15 protein-coding genes are annotated in these 16,422 nt (G+C 59.3%); 10 read left to right on the top strand and 5 right to left on the bottom strand.

What is annotated here, in order from left to right:
• The first annotated feature begins 157 nt into the window (after window positions 1–157).
• The 4 genes from phbB to PMI29_RS01570 all read left to right on the top strand — a co-directional run bounded on the left by phbB (window position 158) and on the right by PMI29_RS01570 (window position 4,525).
• The gene (phbB, locus tag PMI29_RS01555; RefSeq protein ID WP_007988010.1) at window positions 158–904 is read left to right on the top strand and encodes an acetoacetyl-CoA reductase; all 747 of its coding nucleotides are present in this window, start codon (window positions 158–160) and stop codon (window positions 902–904) included.
• Between the two features lie 64 nt (window positions 905–968).
• The gene (locus PMI29_RS01560) at window positions 969–2,147 is read left to right on the top strand and encodes an acetyl-CoA C-acetyltransferase (protein WP_008004131.1); all 1,179 of its coding nucleotides are present in this window, start codon (window positions 969–971) and stop codon (window positions 2,145–2,147) included.
• A 161-nt stretch (window positions 2,148–2,308) separates the two neighbouring features.
• The gene (gene phaC / locus PMI29_RS01565; RefSeq protein ID WP_008004129.1) at window positions 2,309–4,012 is read left to right on the top strand and encodes a class I poly(R)-hydroxyalkanoic acid synthase; all 1,704 of its coding nucleotides are present in this window, start codon (window positions 2,309–2,311) and stop codon (window positions 4,010–4,012) included.
• Between the two features lie 246 nt (window positions 4,013–4,258).
• Window positions 4,259–4,525, top strand: coding sequence for a hypothetical protein (locus tag PMI29_RS01570; protein ID WP_008004125.1), 267 nt, complete (start codon window positions 4,259–4,261; stop codon window positions 4,523–4,525).
• 223 nt (window positions 4,526–4,748) lie between these two features.
• Here PMI29_RS01570 and PMI29_RS01575 read toward each other — a convergent pair whose 3' ends face one another.
• Window positions 4,749–5,534 carry a sulfite exporter TauE/SafE family protein gene (locus tag PMI29_RS01575; protein WP_007988000.1) on the bottom strand — a complete coding sequence of 262 codons (786 nt, stop codon included), beginning with the start codon at window positions 5,532–5,534 and terminating at the stop codon, window positions 4,749–4,751.
• A 386-nt stretch (window positions 5,535–5,920) separates the two neighbouring features.
• Here PMI29_RS01575 and PMI29_RS01580 point away from each other — a divergent pair, with 386 nt between their 5' ends.
• Window positions 5,921–6,742, top strand: a complete 822-nt coding sequence (locus tag PMI29_RS01580) for an aldo/keto reductase (RefSeq protein ID WP_008004123.1) — start codon at window positions 5,921–5,923, stop codon at window positions 6,740–6,742.
• A gap of 29 nt (window positions 6,743–6,771) precedes the next feature.
• Complete coding sequence (locus PMI29_RS01585; RefSeq protein WP_008004122.1) at window positions 6,772–7,242, top strand: DUF1810 domain-containing protein; 471 nt, start codon at window positions 6,772–6,774, stop codon at window positions 7,240–7,242.
• Here PMI29_RS01585 and PMI29_RS01590 read toward each other — a convergent pair.
• Window positions 7,207–9,567 carry a DNA polymerase II gene (locus tag PMI29_RS01590; protein ID WP_162130690.1) on the bottom strand — a complete coding sequence of 787 codons (2,361 nt, stop codon included), beginning with the start codon at window positions 9,565–9,567 and terminating at the stop codon, window positions 7,207–7,209. The genes PMI29_RS01585 and PMI29_RS01590 overlap by 36 nt on opposite strands.
• Before the next feature lie 251 nt (window positions 9,568–9,818).
• Here PMI29_RS01590 and PMI29_RS01595 point away from each other — a divergent pair, with 251 nt between their 5' ends.
• The gene (locus PMI29_RS01595; RefSeq protein WP_007987990.1) at window positions 9,819–10,259 is read left to right on the top strand and encodes a CBS domain-containing protein; all 441 of its coding nucleotides are present in this window, start codon (window positions 9,819–9,821) and stop codon (window positions 10,257–10,259) included.
• A 153-nt stretch (window positions 10,260–10,412) separates the two neighbouring features.
• Here the strand turns inward: PMI29_RS01595 and PMI29_RS01600 are convergent, their stop codons facing one another.
• Window positions 10,413–11,036, bottom strand: a complete 624-nt coding sequence (locus tag PMI29_RS01600; protein ID WP_008004119.1) for a glutathione S-transferase family protein — start codon at window positions 11,034–11,036, stop codon at window positions 10,413–10,415.
• A 236-nt stretch (window positions 11,037–11,272) separates the two neighbouring features.
• On the opposite strand from PMI29_RS01600, the gene PMI29_RS01605 reads away from it, so the two are divergent.
• Window positions 11,273–11,557, top strand: a complete 285-nt coding sequence (locus PMI29_RS01605; protein ID WP_008004117.1) for a hypothetical protein — start codon at window positions 11,273–11,275, stop codon at window positions 11,555–11,557.
• Window positions 11,558–11,632: 75 nt separating this feature from the next.
• Here PMI29_RS01605 and PMI29_RS01610 read toward each other — a convergent pair whose 3' ends face one another.
• Window positions 11,633–12,724 (bottom strand): DUF1615 domain-containing protein, encoded by a 1,092-nt coding sequence (locus tag PMI29_RS01610; RefSeq protein ID WP_008004115.1) that lies wholly within the window; start codon window positions 12,722–12,724, stop codon window positions 11,633–11,635.
• Between the two features lie 137 nt (window positions 12,725–12,861).
• Here PMI29_RS01610 and PMI29_RS01615 point away from each other — a divergent pair, with 137 nt between their 5' ends.
• Window positions 12,862–14,397, top strand: a complete 1,536-nt coding sequence (locus PMI29_RS01615) for an FAD-dependent oxidoreductase (RefSeq protein WP_008004114.1) — start codon at window positions 12,862–12,864, stop codon at window positions 14,395–14,397.
• Window positions 14,398–14,523: 126 nt separating this feature from the next.
• On the opposite strand, the gene PMI29_RS01620 is transcribed toward PMI29_RS01615, so the two are convergent.
• The gene (locus PMI29_RS01620; protein ID WP_008004112.1) at window positions 14,524–15,234 is read right to left on the bottom strand and encodes a glutathione S-transferase family protein; all 711 of its coding nucleotides are present in this window, start codon (window positions 15,232–15,234) and stop codon (window positions 14,524–14,526) included.
• Between the two features lie 366 nt (window positions 15,235–15,600).
• Here PMI29_RS01620 and PMI29_RS01625 point away from each other — a divergent pair, with 366 nt between their 5' ends.
• Complete coding sequence (locus PMI29_RS01625) at window positions 15,601–16,272, top strand: hypothetical protein (protein ID WP_008004110.1); 672 nt, start codon at window positions 15,601–15,603, stop codon at window positions 16,270–16,272.
• Window positions 16,273–16,422: the final 150 nt, after the last annotated feature.

Below are 16,422 nucleotides of genomic sequence, written 5' to 3'. Positions count from 1 at the left end.
TGATCCCAGTATGGGTGCTCCTCATTTTTTTGCCAGCAGGCCAAAACACCCGCGTGGCACCGATGGACAGGAGAACGTCACCTTCAAACACTTCCGCACGGCCCGTCGATATCGAACAATCTTCTCTCCTGCAGCGCAAAAAAAATGGAGTAGATGTATGGAATCGCGTAGTCGCATTGCTTTGGTAACGGGTGGTATGGGCGGTATCGGTACGGCAATCAGCCAACGTCTATACAAGGAAGGATTCAAGGTAATCGTCGGTTGCAGCTCTGATTCCAGCCGCAAGAACGACTGGCGTGCCAGCCAACTGGAGGCGGGTTATGAGTTCGAGTTCATCTATGGTGACGTCACCGATTGGGAGTCAACCCGCAAGGCTTTCGAGATGGCTCGTGAACAATTCGGCCCGATCGATGTGCTGGTCAACAACGCCGGCATCACCCGCGACGCCTCTTTTCGCAAGCTCACCCCGGAAGACTGGAACAGCGTGATCGGGACCAACCTGACGGGTTTGTTCAACACCACCAAGCAGGTCATTGAAGGCATGTTGTCCAAAGGCTGGGGGCGGATCATCAATATCTCCTCGATCAACGGTCAGCGTGGTCAGTTCGGCCAGACCAACTACTCCGCCGCCAAGGCTGGCATCCATGGTTTCACCATGGCACTGGCCCGGGAAGTCTCCGGCAAGGGCGTGACCGTCAATACCGTATCCCCAGGCTACATCCAGACCTCCATGACCGCGGCAATTCGCCCGGACATTCTCGAAGGCATGATCGCTGCTACTCCGGTCGGTCGCCTTGGCCAACCAGAGGAGATCGCCTCAATCGTGGCCTGGCTGGCTTCCGATGAGTCTGCCTACAGCACCGGTGCCGATTTCTCGGTAAACGGCGGCATGAACATGCAATAACCCCGATCAGGGCAGGAATGTCCTGGTTTGCTCGACGAATTTTGTCTTTTCGATGAGGTCACGCATGAACGAAGTCGTAATCGTTGCCGCTACTCGTACCGCCATTGGCAGTTTCCAGGGTGCTTTGTCTGAAATTCCCGCGACCGAACTGGGTGCCGCAGTGATTCGCCGCTTGCTGGAGCAGACGGGTATCGATGCTGCTCAAATTGATGAAGTGATCCTCGGCCAGGTACTCACTGCCGGCGCTGGGCAAAACCCGGCACGCCAGACAGCGATCAAGGCCGGCTTGCCACACACCACGCCTGCCCTGACCTTGAACAAGGTCTGCGGCTCCGGTCTCAAGGCGGTCCATCTCGCCGTCCAGGCAATCCGTTGCGGCGACGCGGAACTGGTAATCGCTGGCGGTCAGGAAAATATGAGTCTGGCCCCCTATGTTCTGCCCAAGGCACGCACCGGCCTGCGTATGGGCCATGCGCAACTGCAAGACAGCATGATCCAGGATGGCCTGTGGGACGCCTTCAACGACTATCACATGGGTATCACCGCTGAGAATCTGGCGCAGAAGTACGAGATCTCTCGTGAAGCACAGGATACCTTCGCTGCCGCCTCGCAACAGAAAGCCGCCGCAGCCATTGAGGGCGGGCGTTTCCAGAGCGAAATCACCCCGATCCTGATTCCTCAGCGCAAGGGCGAACCGCTGGTCTTCGACACCGACGAACAGCCGCGTATCGACAGTACTGCGCAAGCCTTGGCAAAACTCAAACCGGCATTCCAGAAAGACGGCAGCGTGACCGCCGGCAACGCTTCGACCCTCAACGATGGTGCGGCCGTGCTGTTGCTGGCCAACGCCGCTAAAGCACAAGCGCTCGGCCTTCCGGTACTGGCACGCATCAAAGCCTATGCCAGCGCCGGTGTAGACCCGTCGATCATGGGCATCGGCCCGGTCCCGGCTACACGCCTGACCCTGCAAAAGGCCGGCTGGAGCGTCGAGGACCTGGACCTGATCGAAGCCAATGAAGCCTTCGCCGCCCAGGCGCTGGCGGTTGGCAAAGAGATGGGTTGGGACACCAGCAAAGTCAACGTCAACGGCGGTGCGATTGCCCTTGGCCATCCGATCGGCGCATCGGGGGCACGGATTCTGGTGTCGCTGGTGCACGAACTGATCCGTCGCGACGGCAAGAAGGGGCTGGCCACTTTGTGCATCGGCGGCGGACAAGGCGTCGGCCTGGCTATCGAGCGCTAACCAACGGCATCTGAGTAGCCAATGCGCGGACTTGGGACCCTTGTTCCGCGCATCAGATTGGCGTCAGACAACGCTGCCCGCATTCCTGCCGTCGCTACGCCGGAGTCCGGCAAAGCGCGGCTTTTTTTCTGCCCGGCTCATCTGTATGGGCAAGGAACTTTATGGACAACAACGCGCATACATTCAAAACCTATTGGTCAGGCCAGGTTCCGTTCATCGCTTCCTTTGCAGTGCAACAATTACGCCTATGGGTCAGCACCAATCCGTGGTTTTCCGGGCATGAGCACGGCGCCTGGTTCGAGTTACCTCGCGAAACCCTGGACAGCCTTCAAGCGGACTACCAGGTTCAATGGGGCCAACTCGGTCAAAAACTGCTGACCGGCCAATCCTTCAGCTTCGATGATCGACGCTTCTCCAGCAGCAACTGGAGCGAGCCACTGTTCGGCTCCCTCGCTGCGTTTTACCTGCTCAACGCAAGCTTTCTCCTGAAACTGCTCGACAAGCTGCTGATCGACGAAAAAAAACCGCGCCAACGCCTGCGCTATCTGGTGGAGCAAGCCATTGCCGCCAGTGCGCCAAGCAATTTCCTGGTCAGCAACCCTGATGCGCTCCAGCGTGCGGTTGAGACTCAAGGTGCCAGCCTGCTCACAGGTATGCAGCATCTGGTCAGCGACATGAACGAAGGCAAAATGCGCCAGTGTGATAGCGGCGCCTTCAAGGTTGGCGTCGATCTGGCTAACACCCCCGGCGAAATCGTCTTTGAGAATCAGCTATTCCAGCTAATTCAGTACTACCCGCAAAGCGAAACCCAGTACCGACACCCGGTATTCGTCGTACCTCCGTCGATCAACAAGTACTACATCCTTGATCTGCGCCCGGACAACTCGATGGTCCGCCACCTGCTGGAACAGGGACATCCCGTATTCCTGATGTCCTGGCGCAACTTTGACGAGGAACACGCTGGCACCACCTGGGATGACCTGATTGAGCACGGGGTAATCGACGCCTTGCAGGTGACCCGCGATATCAGTGGCGAGCAGCGACTCAATTGCGTGGGCTTCTGCATCGGCGGCACCCTGCTGAGCACGGCGCTGGCAGTACTTGCTGCACGCGGCGACCGGGAGATCGCCAGCGTGAGCCTGTTCACCACGTTCCTTGATTACCTGGATACCGGTCCCATCGACATATTCGTCGACGAAGAACTGGTGGCCTATCGAGAGCGCACCATCGGCGGCATGAATGGTCCCATCGGTCTGTTTCGTGGTGAGGACATGGGCAATACCTTTTCCCTACTGCGCCCCAACGAACTGTGGTGGAACTACAACGTCGACAAATACCTCAAGGGGCAGAAGCCGATCCCGCTTGATCTGCTGTTCTGGAACAACGACAGCACCAACCTTCCGGGGCCGATGTACTGCTGGTATCTGCGCCACACCTATCTGCAGAACGATTTGAAATCAGGCGAGCTGGAGTGTTGTGGGGTCAAGCTGGATTTGCGTGCAATTGACGCTCCCGCTTACATCCTCGCCACCCATGACGATCACATCGTGCCCTGGAAAAGCGCCTACGCCAGCACCAACCTGCTCTCCGGGGCCAAGCGTTTTGTATTAGGAGCTTCAGGGCATATCGCCGGCGTCATCAATCCACCGGCCAAACAGAAGCGCCATTACTGGACCAATAATCGGGTCACGAAGAACCCGGAGACCTGGTTCAAGAATGCTGAGCAGCAACCTGGTAGCTGGTGGAATGACTGGTTCAACTGGCTGGCGGGACACTCCGGCGAGCGCCAACCAGCGGTTGCGCACATAGGGAATGACAAATTCCCGCCTCTGGAGCCGGCGCCAGGCAGTTATGTAAAGCAATGAAAGACTGCTGTGGGCCAGAGCGCGACACTTTCCAGTACGTGACGCTCGACTTCCTGGATGACGGCAGCGTCGAGAACACAGCAGTTTGATTGCACAGACGAAGATCAAATCACGCAAACGTAAGCGCAAGGACGAGGTTGGTACGGAGGAAGACCAGCAATTTTGACTGTTGTTGTGGAAATGCCCTGCTGCATGACTGCATGCAGCAGGTCTTCTCATTTATTTGGGTACAAGGAGAGACGACCCATGAGCACCCCGTTCCGTATCAACGAAGCACTTTTGATTGCCGGTCTCGCATTCAAACCTTTTCAATGCGTCGCTTGGGCTCCGCAAGACGGTAATGGCGAACTGAGCCTGACCGTCATCGACCGGGCCAACACTCGTATTTGTCGCAAACAGATTCCAAGCAGTGCCTATTCCGACCCTGCGCAGCTGGAAAGCCTGCTGGAAGAGGTGCGCGCCGAGTTGAGCCAGGAGGGCTACAAGCTACAATCCTGGACAATGCCAGAGTAAGGATTCTCGCGGATCGCTACCTGTGATCCGCCTGATACTCCACTCTCAAGATGAAGATCACGATAATACAGAACTTGCCAAGCTACTGAGATCTGCACTCAGGGAGTTCGAGGTGACAAATAAAACGATAGATAAAGAAAAAACCTGCATGCAACAATAATAAAAAAGCCCTGATTATCAGGGCTTTATCACATAACTTTTACATTTAAATCCGTGGTAGACGCTAAAACGCCAGTTTGTAACCGATCAACAACAGCATGGTCGCCAGGCAAGGACGCAGCAGTTCGTCGGAGATGCGCCCGGTCAGGTGGCTGCCCAGGTAAATCCCCGGCAACGAACCCACCAGCAAGTAACCCAGGACGTGCCAGTCCATGTTGCCCATGCTGGCATGGCCAAGGCCCGCGACCAGGGTCAACGGCACGGCGTGGGCGATTTCAGTCCCCACCAGGCGGCGGGTCGGCAGCATCGGATAGAGAATGAACAGTGCCACGGTGCCCAGTGCACCGGCGCCGATGGACGTCAGCGCGACCATGGTGCCAAGGACCAGCCCGGTGATGACCGTCATCACATTCAAGCGCAATCCGCTGGGGTTGTAGTTGCCGCCCGCACGTTTGTGGGCGAAGTCGAGCAGGCGCTTCTTGAACAGGATCGCCAGTGCCGTGGCAAACAACACAAAACCGAGGGCCTGCTTGATGATCGCGTTCATCGCCTCGGGGGCGCTGTGCAGGGTGCTGAGGAACCATAGAGTCAATGCCACGGCGGGCACGCTGCCCAAGGTCAACCAGCCGGTAATCGCCCAGTCGATGTTGTTGTTCTTGCGGTGAACCAGTACACCGCTGGATTTGGTGATGGCGGCGTACAGCAGATCGGTACCGACCGCCGTCGCCGGGTTGATGCCGAATCCAAGCAGGATCGGGGTCATGAGCGATCCGCCACCCACGCCAGTCATGCCGACGATAAAGCCGACGACCAGCCCGGCAACCACCAACCCGATGTTCACTAAATCCATGAATACTTCCACAAAGATCGCAGGGGAAATCTGGTCCGCAGCATAGCGATATTTCTTATAACCAGTTATATCGATGCGATCTATCTTTATGCCTGAAGCACCGCCCCCCCTTGTGGGAGCGAGCTTGCTCGCGATGACTGAGCGTCAGTCGATATCCATGTCATCTGATACACCGCTATCGCGAGCAAGCTCGCTCCCACAGGGTTCTCAATTGGATTCACTGCACCGGCAGGAAATTCAGGAACAAAACGCTCTGGACATTGTTCAGGCCGATGTGACGATGCTGGGTGAAACTCAAGCCAACCCTTTGACCCGAAATTTGCGCTTGCCCAGTGAGGTTCAAGACGGTACCTACAATGTTCACCGAATACACACAGGAGATTTGCATGCGCGCATTAGAATTGGCAGGCGCTCAGGTGCCGGTCATTGGCCAAGGCACCTGGCAGATGGGCGAAGATCGCTCGCGACACACGCAAGAAGTCGCGGCACTGCGCCTGGGCATCGAACTGGGCATGACCCTGATCGACACCGCTGAAATGTACGCTGAAGGCGGCGCCGAGGAAGTGGTCCGCGATGCCATCGCCGGCCAGCGCGACAGCGTCTTCCTGGTCAGCAAGGTGTACCCGCACAATGCCAGCCGCCAGGGCATTCCCCAGGCTTGCGAGCGAAGCCTGCGCAGGCTTGGCACCGACTATATCGATCTGTATCTACTGCATTGGCGCGGCCAGTATCCCCTGGAAGAAACCGTCGACGCCTTCGAGCGCCTGCGCGAAGCCGGCAAGATTGGCCGTTGGGGCGTGTCCAATTTCGACCTCGATGACTTGCTGGAACTGGATGCCCCGGCCTGTGCCACCAATCAGGTGCTCTACAACCTGGAACAACGCGGCATAGAATTTGATTTGCTGCCCTGGAGCCAACAACGGCGGTTGCCGGTCATGGCTTACTGCCCGATTGGCCAAGGCGGCAAAATGCTCGCCAATGCTACGCTCAAACTAGTAGCCAGCCGTCACGGCGTGACACCGGCACAGGTAGCACTGGCATGGATTCTGCGTCAGGACGCAGTGATTGCCATCCCCAAAGCGGTTCATCCCGAACATGTACGCCTCAACGCCCAGGCCGCCAGGTTGCAGCTTGAAGCAGAGGATCTGGAGGCGCTGGACCAAGCGTTTCACGCGCCACAACGCAAACAGCGGCTGGCCATGGTCTGAACCACCGCAGTCTGTCAGAGAGCTTCGCCATGAGAAGCACCGACCACCTGGACCCGTTCAATCTGCAACGCTTTCTCCAGGCTCAGGACCCGGTATTCGACCGGGTTCAAGATGAGTTGAGCAACGGACACAAGCGCAGTCACTGGATGTGGTTCGTTTTTCCGCAGTTTGCGGGGCTAGGCGACAGCGAGATGTCGCGCCGCTTTGCCATCCACTCGCGGGAGGAAGCCCAGGCCTACCTTGAGCACCCATTGCTGGGCGCCCGGTTACGCAGCTGCACCCAGGAAGTGCTGAATATCCGGGAGCGCTCAGTGGCCGGGATTTTCGGTCATCCCGACGACCTGAAGTTTCATTCATCGATGACCCTGTTTGCCCAGGTCGCCGCTGCCGACAGTCTGTTCCAGCAAGCCTTGAACCAATACTTCCACGGCATCCTGGATGACTGGACCTTATCGCTGATGGACTCAAAACAGGCCCAACTGCCCCCCAATCAGAGTTGAGAAGTCGTCGTCGACAAACGGCAGTATCGCGTCCGCCACCGGTTGCAGTTGCCGGGTGATGTAGTGGTCGTAATCGATGGGGGCGCTGCGCACTTCCAGCGGTTCAGGGCCGGCGACGGTGATCACGTAGCTGATCCAGCCGCCGTTCTGGTATTGCCGCGGGCGACCCTGCCGGTCGTTGTACTCGTCGGCCAGGCGCGCCGCGCGCACATGGGGCGGAACGTTGCGCTGATAGTCATCGAGGGTGCGGCGCAGGCGTTTGCGGTAGATCAGCCGGTCATCGAATTCACCGGCCAGGGTCTTGCGGACATAGTCGCGCACATAATCCTGATAGGGCTTGCGCAGGAAGATCCGTGAATACAGCTCCTGCTGGAATTGACGGGCCAGCAGCGACCAGTCGGTGCGCACGGTTTCCAGGCCTTTGTAGACCATTTCGTCGCTGCCATCGGCCCGGGTCACCAGTCCGGCGTAGCGCTTTTTGCTGCCCTCTTCGGCACCACGAATGGTCGGCATCAAAAAGCGCTTGTAGTAGGTTTCGAACTGCAACTCGAGAACGCTTTGCAAGCCGTATTCCTGCTGCACGTGCTCGCGCCACCACTGATTGACGTGCGCGACCAGTGCATGGCCGATCTGAGCCGCCTCCTGCTGGCCATGGGCGCGACGCAGCCAGACGAACGTCGAGTCGGTGTCGCCGTAAATCACCGCATGCCCCTGCGCTTCGATCAACTGGCGGGTACGCAGCATGATCTCGTGCCCGCGCAAGGTGATCGACGACGCCAGGCGTGTGTCGAAGAAGCGACAACCGCTGGAGCCTAGTACACCGTAGAAGGCGTTCATGATGATTTTCAGCGCCTGGGACAGCGGTGCGTTGTGTTCGCGCTTGGCGGTTTCCCGGCCTTCGGCCACTCGGGCGACGATAGATGGCAGGCAATGCCGGGTGCGAGAAAAGCGCGCGCCACGAAAACCCGGCACCGACTCGCTGTCGTCCGGGTGCTTGAGCCCTTCAATCAGCCCCACGGGGTCGATCAGGAAGGTGCGGATGATCGACGGATAGAGGCTTTTGTAGTCCAGCACCAGCACCGACTCGTACAGTCCCGGTTGCGAATCCATCACAAAACCGCCGGGGCTGGCTTGCGGCGGCTTGCCACCGAGGTTCGGCGCAACGAAACCCTGACGGTGCATCAGCGGCATGTACAGGTGGGTGAACGCCGCCACCGAACCGCCCATGCGATCGGCCGGCAGTCCCGTGACGCTGGCCCGCTCCAGCAGGAAGGTGAGCAACTCGGTCCTGGCGAAAATCCGCGTGACCAGTTCGCAGTCCTTGAGGTTGTATTTGGCCAGCGCCGGTTTGTCCTCGGCGAACATGCGATTGATTTCGTCCATGCGCTGGTACGGGTTGTCGATGGACTTGCCTTCGCCGAGCAAGGTTTGCGCGACGTTTTCCAGGCTGAACGAAGGGAAACTCCAGGTCGCCGAACGCAGGGACTCGATACCGTCGATGATCAAGCGGCCAGCCGCCGAGGCGAAGTAGTGGTTGCCGCTGCCGTGTTCGCGCCACTGCATTTCCTCGCCGCCACGCCCCAGTTTCAACGGCACCGCCAGGCGCCGGGCGTGTTCGTGAAGCACCCGCAAGTCGAACTGCACGACGTTCCAGCCAATGATCGCGTCGGGGTCGAACCGGGCAAACCAGTCGTTGAGTTTCTTCAGCAACAGGGTCCGCGAATCGCAGTATTCGAGCTGGAAATCCACCTGGCTATCGTCGCCATTGGACGCGCCGAGCATGTACACCTGACGCTCGCCGCAGCCTTCCAGGGCGATGGAATACAACTCGCCCTGGGCCGTGGTCTCGATGTCCAGAGACACCAGTTTCAAGCTCGGCCGATAGTCGGGATCGGGTTTCATCTGCGCATCGAGCAGCAGCCCCTCGGCATTCGGCGTGCCACCGAAGCGCACCGGCGCGGTGATGAAGCGTTCCATCATGTAGCGTTCCGGCGGACGCACGTCGGCTTCGAACACCTCGACACCGGCCCGGCGCAGTGCGGTTTCGAGGCGCATCAACTGGCCATGTTGCTGGCAGTAAAGACCGAGGACCGGGCGATGTTCGAAATCCTGCAGGGCCAGGGGCCTTAGCTCGACGTTCTTCTCGTCATGCAAAACGCTTTCGGCCGCCTGACGCTGCGCAGCAGGGATGAACGCCACCGAGGGCTGGAAAGGCAAGCGGATTCGCCGGGGACCGCTGTCGGTCGCCAGCCAGAACTCGACTTCCGTACCGGCCGGGGTGTCGCGCCAATGCCGGGTCAGGACGAAGCCCTGCTGTAGATCCACCACTGCAAACCTCGAAACTGATTCAGAGGGTGATTCTACCCGTCATCGACAGGGATAGTCCGCCCGGTCTGGATATATCGGGTAGACATCAAGCCCGCTCCCACAGGTTATTTGCCGGGGCGGAATACGAGGTTTGCCGAAGAAAAACCGCCGAATGACGTTTTTTGCGTGTTATCTGCCGCTTTCGCCCTTGCCCTGAGCGCTTGCGTCTACGATTCTTCAAGAACAACGAAAACACCCGAGTAACCACCATGAAAACCGTCGCCCAACTGCTCAAGCTCAAAGATCAGAAGAATCAGGAAGTGCACCAGATCAAACCCGATCACATGGTGCTCGAAGCGCTGATGAAGATGGCCGAGAAAAACGTCGGCGCCTTGTTGGTGGTGGAGAATGATGAAGTGCTGGGCATCATCAGCGAACGGGACTATGCACGCAAACTGGTGCTGCACGGCCGCTCTTCGGTGGGTACGCCGGTGCGCGACATCATGGTGTCGCCAGTGATTACCGTCGACACCCATCAAACCGTGGAGACCTGCCTGGGCATCATGTCCGATAGACGCCTGCGTCACCTGCCGGTGGTGGAAGGCGGCAAATTGATTGGGCTGCTGTCGATCGGTGACCTGGTCAAGGAAGCGATTGCCGAACAGGCGGAACTGATCAAGCAGCTGGAGCAGTACATTCGCGGGGAATAATTCGACAAGCCGAAAATCACCTGTGGGAGCGGGCTTGCTCCGGGCGGCGTTCCGACGAAGGCGGTGTGCCAGTCAACATTAATGCTGTCTGACACTACGCCTTCGTCGGAACGCCGCCCGGAGCAAGCCCGCTCCCACATTGGTTTTCGGTGTTCAGGCCGGCCAATGCCGGGCGAATACCGGTGCCAGTGCCGGGTGGCGGTCGATGCGTTCCAGCCAGGCGAAAAAACCCGGCCGGGCACTGCGCAGATGTTCCCGACTGCCCGCCCATCGCGAGATCACCGCCGTCAGCACATCCAGGGCCCTTGGCTTCTCGCTGCCCAGATACAACTCGCCCGAGAACTGATCGGCAAACACCTCCCAACTCCAGTGCAGGCGCCGGCGGGCGCCCTCCATGAGGTTCTGCCTGGACGACTCATCCGCCTCGGCCAGCCAGCGTTCGGGGTAGTCGATGATGCCGATGGCTGCATAGCAATTGCTGACGATGTACGCCATGCCGCGAATGGCCTGGGCCCGCTCGGCCGGGTCTGGCGGCAACAACCCCGACGCGGGAAAGGTCAACCCGAGGTGAATCAGGATCGCCGCACTCTCGGTCAGGACGCCGCCATCGGGCAGCTGCAAGGTCGGAATCTGTTTGAGCGGGTTGAGTTTCTCCAGCGCCTTGGCCGCCTCCGCGGAGGTCTCGACATCGATGAAGCGATAAGGAACATCACAGAGTTCAAGGGCGGCTTCGATGGCAGCCGCCCCGGAGTTCTGATAACCGTAGAGCTGGTACATAAACGTCTCCTTTCACACCGCGCCCCCCGCAGTGCCGCATCAAGCTATCCAGTGTAGAAGCCGCCACCCGCCACACAGCGGCCATCCGACGACCGCACCATCACGCCCACACGGGGCATGACGCGGGTCCTATCATTGCCGTCGATGTTCACCATCATCTCAATGAAGTTCTCATAAAAAATCCCCGGCGTAACATCTGCTCCATACCAACCCATTACACCCCGGAGCACACCATCATGAAACGCCAAACCCTTCTCAGCATCGCTTTCTCGGTTTTCGCCGTTAACGCTTTTGCCGCCACTTCTGCTCAACCTGTGGTCGCTGAAGGCGGCTCGGATCGTCTGATTGAAAGCCGTGTAGCTGAGGGTGGTTCCGATCGTCTGATCGAGAATCGAGTGGCCGAAGGTGGTTCGGATCACCTGCTGGAAAAACGCGTAGCCGAAGGCGGTTCCGACAAACTGCTGCAAAACCGCGTTGCCGAAGGCGGTTCCGACCGTCTGATCGAAAGCCGCGCTGTCTGAATGCAGTGCTTTACCGCAGGACTCAATGAAAACCCGGCCTCACCCGCCGGGTTTTTTATGCGTTTTTCGCCGCGATTAATTCCCTGCCCGCGCCATGCAGCGCTGGTAACGTTCATCGACCCGTTTGGCGAACCACGCGGTGGTGAGTTTGCGGGTGATTTTCGGGCTTTGCAGCACGATCCCGGGTAACACCTCACGGGGTAACGGCCGGCCCTCGGCCTGTTCGGCCAGCTCGAAAACCCGCCGATAGAGTTTGCTGTTTTCGAACGCCAGGGTTTTCCCCTCTTCCAGTTGCTCGCGAATCGTCGGGTTGCGCATGTCCAGTTGTTTGCCGAGGGTGCGCACGGCCAGTTCTGTGGTGCCGGGCATGATCGAACCGTAGCGCACCAGGTCGCCATCCAGCGCCAACGGAATACCGGAAGCCCGGCTCACCGCGTTCTGAAACGCGGCGTTGCGGCTGGCGTACCAACCCGCGTTGAAGTCCGCAAAACGGTATAGCGGTTGTGGGTAGCTCACCGGATACCCAAGCAGATGCGCGATACCGAAATACATGCCGCCGCGCCGGGTGAACACTTCATGACGAATCGAGCCCTTCACCGGGTACGGATAGCCCTTGGCCTGTTGCTCGGCAAAATCAATGCCGACCTGCATCGGCCCGCCGGTATGCACCGGGTTGAAACCTGCGAACAGGGTTTTGCCCATGGGCACCATGCTGATGAAGTCGTCGAAAATCGCGCTCAGTTCCTTTTCACTGCGCGCGGCATTCAGGCGCTCGCTGTAGCTTTTGCCGTTGGGCGAATCGAGCTTTAATGCACCGCTCACCAACAGGCCGGGAATGTGTGCCCTGGCAGCGCGACGGTCGATCTCGTCGCGGGCGATCTTGCCCAGGCCCGGTACGCCCGGATCGACCTGAAAGGTAGACTCCTGTTCGGTCACGGCCAGCACCGAGCACAGGTTTTGCGTGGTCGGCGAGATGTCTTGCGCGGCAAATGCCACCTGGATATCAGTGGCCCACCCCTTAGGATCGGCAGCTTTGGCCGGCAGCAAACGCACAATCTCGGCCTTCACTTCGGCCGGACTGCGCGCCGCCGGTTCCTGGGTTCGCTGGCTGCCGCAACCGGCCAATACCAGCAACACGGCGACGCTTGTGATCAATCTGATTTGCATGTCGTTCCATCTGATCCGTTGGTCCGGGTCAACCATACGACCAATGGCATGCCAGCGGCTACGGCCGTGGTAGTCCGATGGTTGCCGCCCTCCCCGACTGGACCATACTTGATCCACGTAGCGAGGAGGACAGGTTCATGCACCGTAGCGACGTGTTGATCATCGGCGCCGGCCCGACCGGGCTGGTCCTGGCGTTGTGGCTGAGCAAACTGGGCGTGCGCGTGCGAATCGTCGACAAAACCTCCGCCCCCGGCACCACGTCCCGGGCGCTGGCCGTCCAGGCACGGACGCTGGAGTTGTATCGCCAGCTCGGACTGGACGACGCCGTGGTGCAAAACGGCCATCAAGTGGTGGCCGGCAACTTCTGGGTCAAGGGTGAGCCCGTGGCGCGACTGCCCCTGTCTCAGATCGGTGAAGGCCTGACCCCCTACTCGTTTCTCGAGATCTTCCCGCAGGACGAACACGAACGGCTGCTGATCGAGCGCCTGGAAGCCTTCGGCATTACGGTGGAGCGCAACACTGAACTGGCAGGCTTCGAGCAAACCGCAGAGGGCATCACGGCCACGCTGCACCTGCCCGACGGCCAGCAGGAAACCTGCCAGGCCTGTTACCTGGCCGGATGCGACGGTGCTCGGTCGATTGTGCGCAAGACCCTGGATACAGGGTTTCCCGGCGGGACCTACCAGCAGATTTTCTACGTCGCCGACGTGCAGGCCAGCGGTCCGACATTCAACGGCGAACTGCATGTGGATCTCGACGAGGCGGACTTCCTCGCCGTGTTCCCGCTGGCAGACACTGGTCGTGCCCGCCTGATCGGCACGGTGCGCGACGAGCGCGCCGAACACGCCGAAACCCTGCGCTTCGAGGACGTCAGCAGCCGGGCCATCGAGCACATGAAGGTGAAGATCGAGCAACTGAACTGGTTTTCGACCTATCGCGTGCATCATCGGGTGGCGGATCACTTCCGCAAAGACCGGGCGTTTTTGCTGGGGGATGCCGCCCACGTGCACAGCCCGGCGGGCGGCCAGGGCATGAACACCGGGATTGGTGATGCCATCAACCTGGCCTGGAAGCTGGCGGCCGTGTTGAGCGGCGGCGCCGAGGCCAGGCTGCTCGACACCTATGAAACCGAGCGCATCGCGTTTGCCCGCAAACTGGTGACCACCACCGACCGGGTGTTCAACTTCATCACCGCCGAAGGACGGATGGCCGATTTGCTGCGTACACGCCTGGCACCGTTCTTGATACCGAAAATAACCTCGTTCGAAACCTCCCGCGAATTCCTGTTTCGCACGGTGTCGCAGATCACCCTGAATTATCGTGGAATGCCGCTGAGCACGGGCGTTGCCGGGCATGTGCATGGCGGCGACCGCCTGCCCTGGGCCCATGACGGTGAGGGGGATAATTTTGAATCGCTCAAGTGCCTGACCTGGCAGGTGCATGTCTATGGCGACACCAGCGACGAGATGATCGCCTGGTGCCAGGAGCACCATCTGCCGCTGCATGTATTCGACTGGCGACCGGCGTTCGAGGCGGCGGGTCTGGGGCGCAACGGGTTTTATCTGTTACGGCCCGATACCTATGTGGCGATTGCCGAAACGTGCTCGGACCCGAAAGTGATCGAACGGTATTTCAAACACCACGGGATCCGGCCGTTTTTTGGCGCTCCCTGAGAACACCCCCCCCCTGTGGGAGCGGGCTTGCCCGCGATGGCGGCGGCACATCCAGCATCTATGTGTCTGACATACCGCTATCGTCGGAACGCCGCCCGGAGCAAGCCCGCTCCCACAGGTTCTGTATCAACCTGAAACGGGGCTTGGAATCTGCAACCCGCGCACCACCGCCGGCCGCGCCAGGAAACGCTCCAGCACCCGCGTGACGTTAGGGAAGTTCTGAATGCCCACCAGATCGCCGGCTTCATAGAAACCGATCAGGTTGCGCACCCACGGGAAAGTGGCGATGTCGGCGATGGTGTAGCGCTCGCCCATGATCCAGTCGCGCCCTTCCAGCCGGCCGTCCAGCACCTTGAGCAGGCGTCTGCTTTCCTCGACATAGCGGTCACGGGGACGCTTGTCTTCGTAGTCCTTGCCGGCGAACTTGTTGAAAAACCCGAGCTGGCCAAACATCGGTCCGATCCCGCCCATCTGGAACATCAGCCACTGAATGGTTTCGTAGCGTGCGGCCGATTCCTGGGCCAGCAGTTGCCCGCTCTTGTCCGCCAGGTAGATCAGAATCGCCCCCGACTCGAACAACGCCAGCGGCCGGTCGTCCGGACCGTGGGGGTCGAGGATCGCCGGGATCTTGTTGTTGGGGTTGAGGGAAAGAAATTCCGGGGACATCTGGTCGTTGGTGTCGAAGCCTACCCGGTGAGGTTCATAAGGCAGGCCGATCTCTTCGAGCATGATCGAGACCTTGACGCCGTTGGGGGTCGGCAAGGAGTACAGCTGAATCCACTCCGGATACTGGGCAGGCCACTTGCGGGTGATGGGGAATGAGGACAAATCGGTCATGGGCGGGATCCACGAAGACATTGAGAGTGACGATCATAATGTAGATATCGGGTCAGCGATCCCTTGAAGCCATCAATCTCGCTGATAGAGGAGATCAAAAGAGATCACGACTGTTTCAACACCATCCGGTGTAGCGTGTCCATAAATCCGCAACATCCTGTCAATAACCTTCGCTGCAAACCCTTGAGGGTTACCGGTACATTGCTGCGCACTCGGCCGGAATCGAACCAAACGGGTTCAGGGGACTCTGAGCACCACCCCTTGAAAACGGACGGCTTCAATGACATGGAAAACACTCGACACAGGACAATCGTGGTGTAAAGGTGTGTCAGCCTTAACCGAATCGCGCTGAAGATCCCTTTATTCATGAACCTGTTCAACTTTGCCAGACGCTACAAGCATCGCGCCTACCTCTTGTTGCCCGCCTTGTTGGTGGTCAGCGCGTTGTTTCTGTCGCTGGAGTCCGGCCTGAGCCGCGCCCAACCGATGGATGGCACCCAGACGCTGGTGTTCCTGCGCCACGGGGAAAAACCCGCGGGCGGCCTGGGCCAGCTCAATTGCCAGGGGCTCAACCGCGCCATCGACCTGGCCACCCTGCTGCCGGAAAAATTCGGCAAGGCCAACTATGTGTTCGCGGCCAACCCGACCCGTAACGTAGAGGAAGGCGAGTTCGACAACTCCTACAGCTACATCCGCCCCCTGATGACCATCAGCCCCAGTGCGATCAAGCTGGGCCTGCCGGTGAACATCAATTTTTCCGCCAATGACACCAGTGACCTGGCCGAAGAGCTGCTACGCGACAAGTATCACAACTCGGTCATTTACACGGCCTGGTCCCACGGCTACCTGCCGGAGCTGATCAACACGGTGGCCGGCGACGCCACCGGCAAGAAAATGACCATCATGGATGACTGGGAGTCCAGCGATTATGACTCGCTGTATGTGCTCACCCTGACCTGGCAGAACGGCAAGGCCAGTGTGCAGAGCCATGTGTACAAGCAAGGCCTGGATAATGGCTCGCAGACTTGCCCGACCTGAGGTATTTGCATTGTCTGATCGGGCCCCTTCGTCGGAACGCCGCCCGGAGCAAGCCCGCTCCCACATTCGATCTCCAGCAAACACAAATTTTGTGACCGCCGCTGATTAAATGTGGGAGCGGGCTTGAACTGGTCAACTAATTTTGGACAC

The organism is Pseudomonas sp. GM49 (genome assembly GCF_000282355.1).
Taxonomy (GTDB): Bacteria; Pseudomonadota; Gammaproteobacteria; order Pseudomonadales; family Pseudomonadaceae; genus Aquipseudomonas.
The sequence above is the reverse complement of the archived record's forward strand: the minus strand, read 5'-3'. Positions and strand labels throughout refer to the sequence as shown.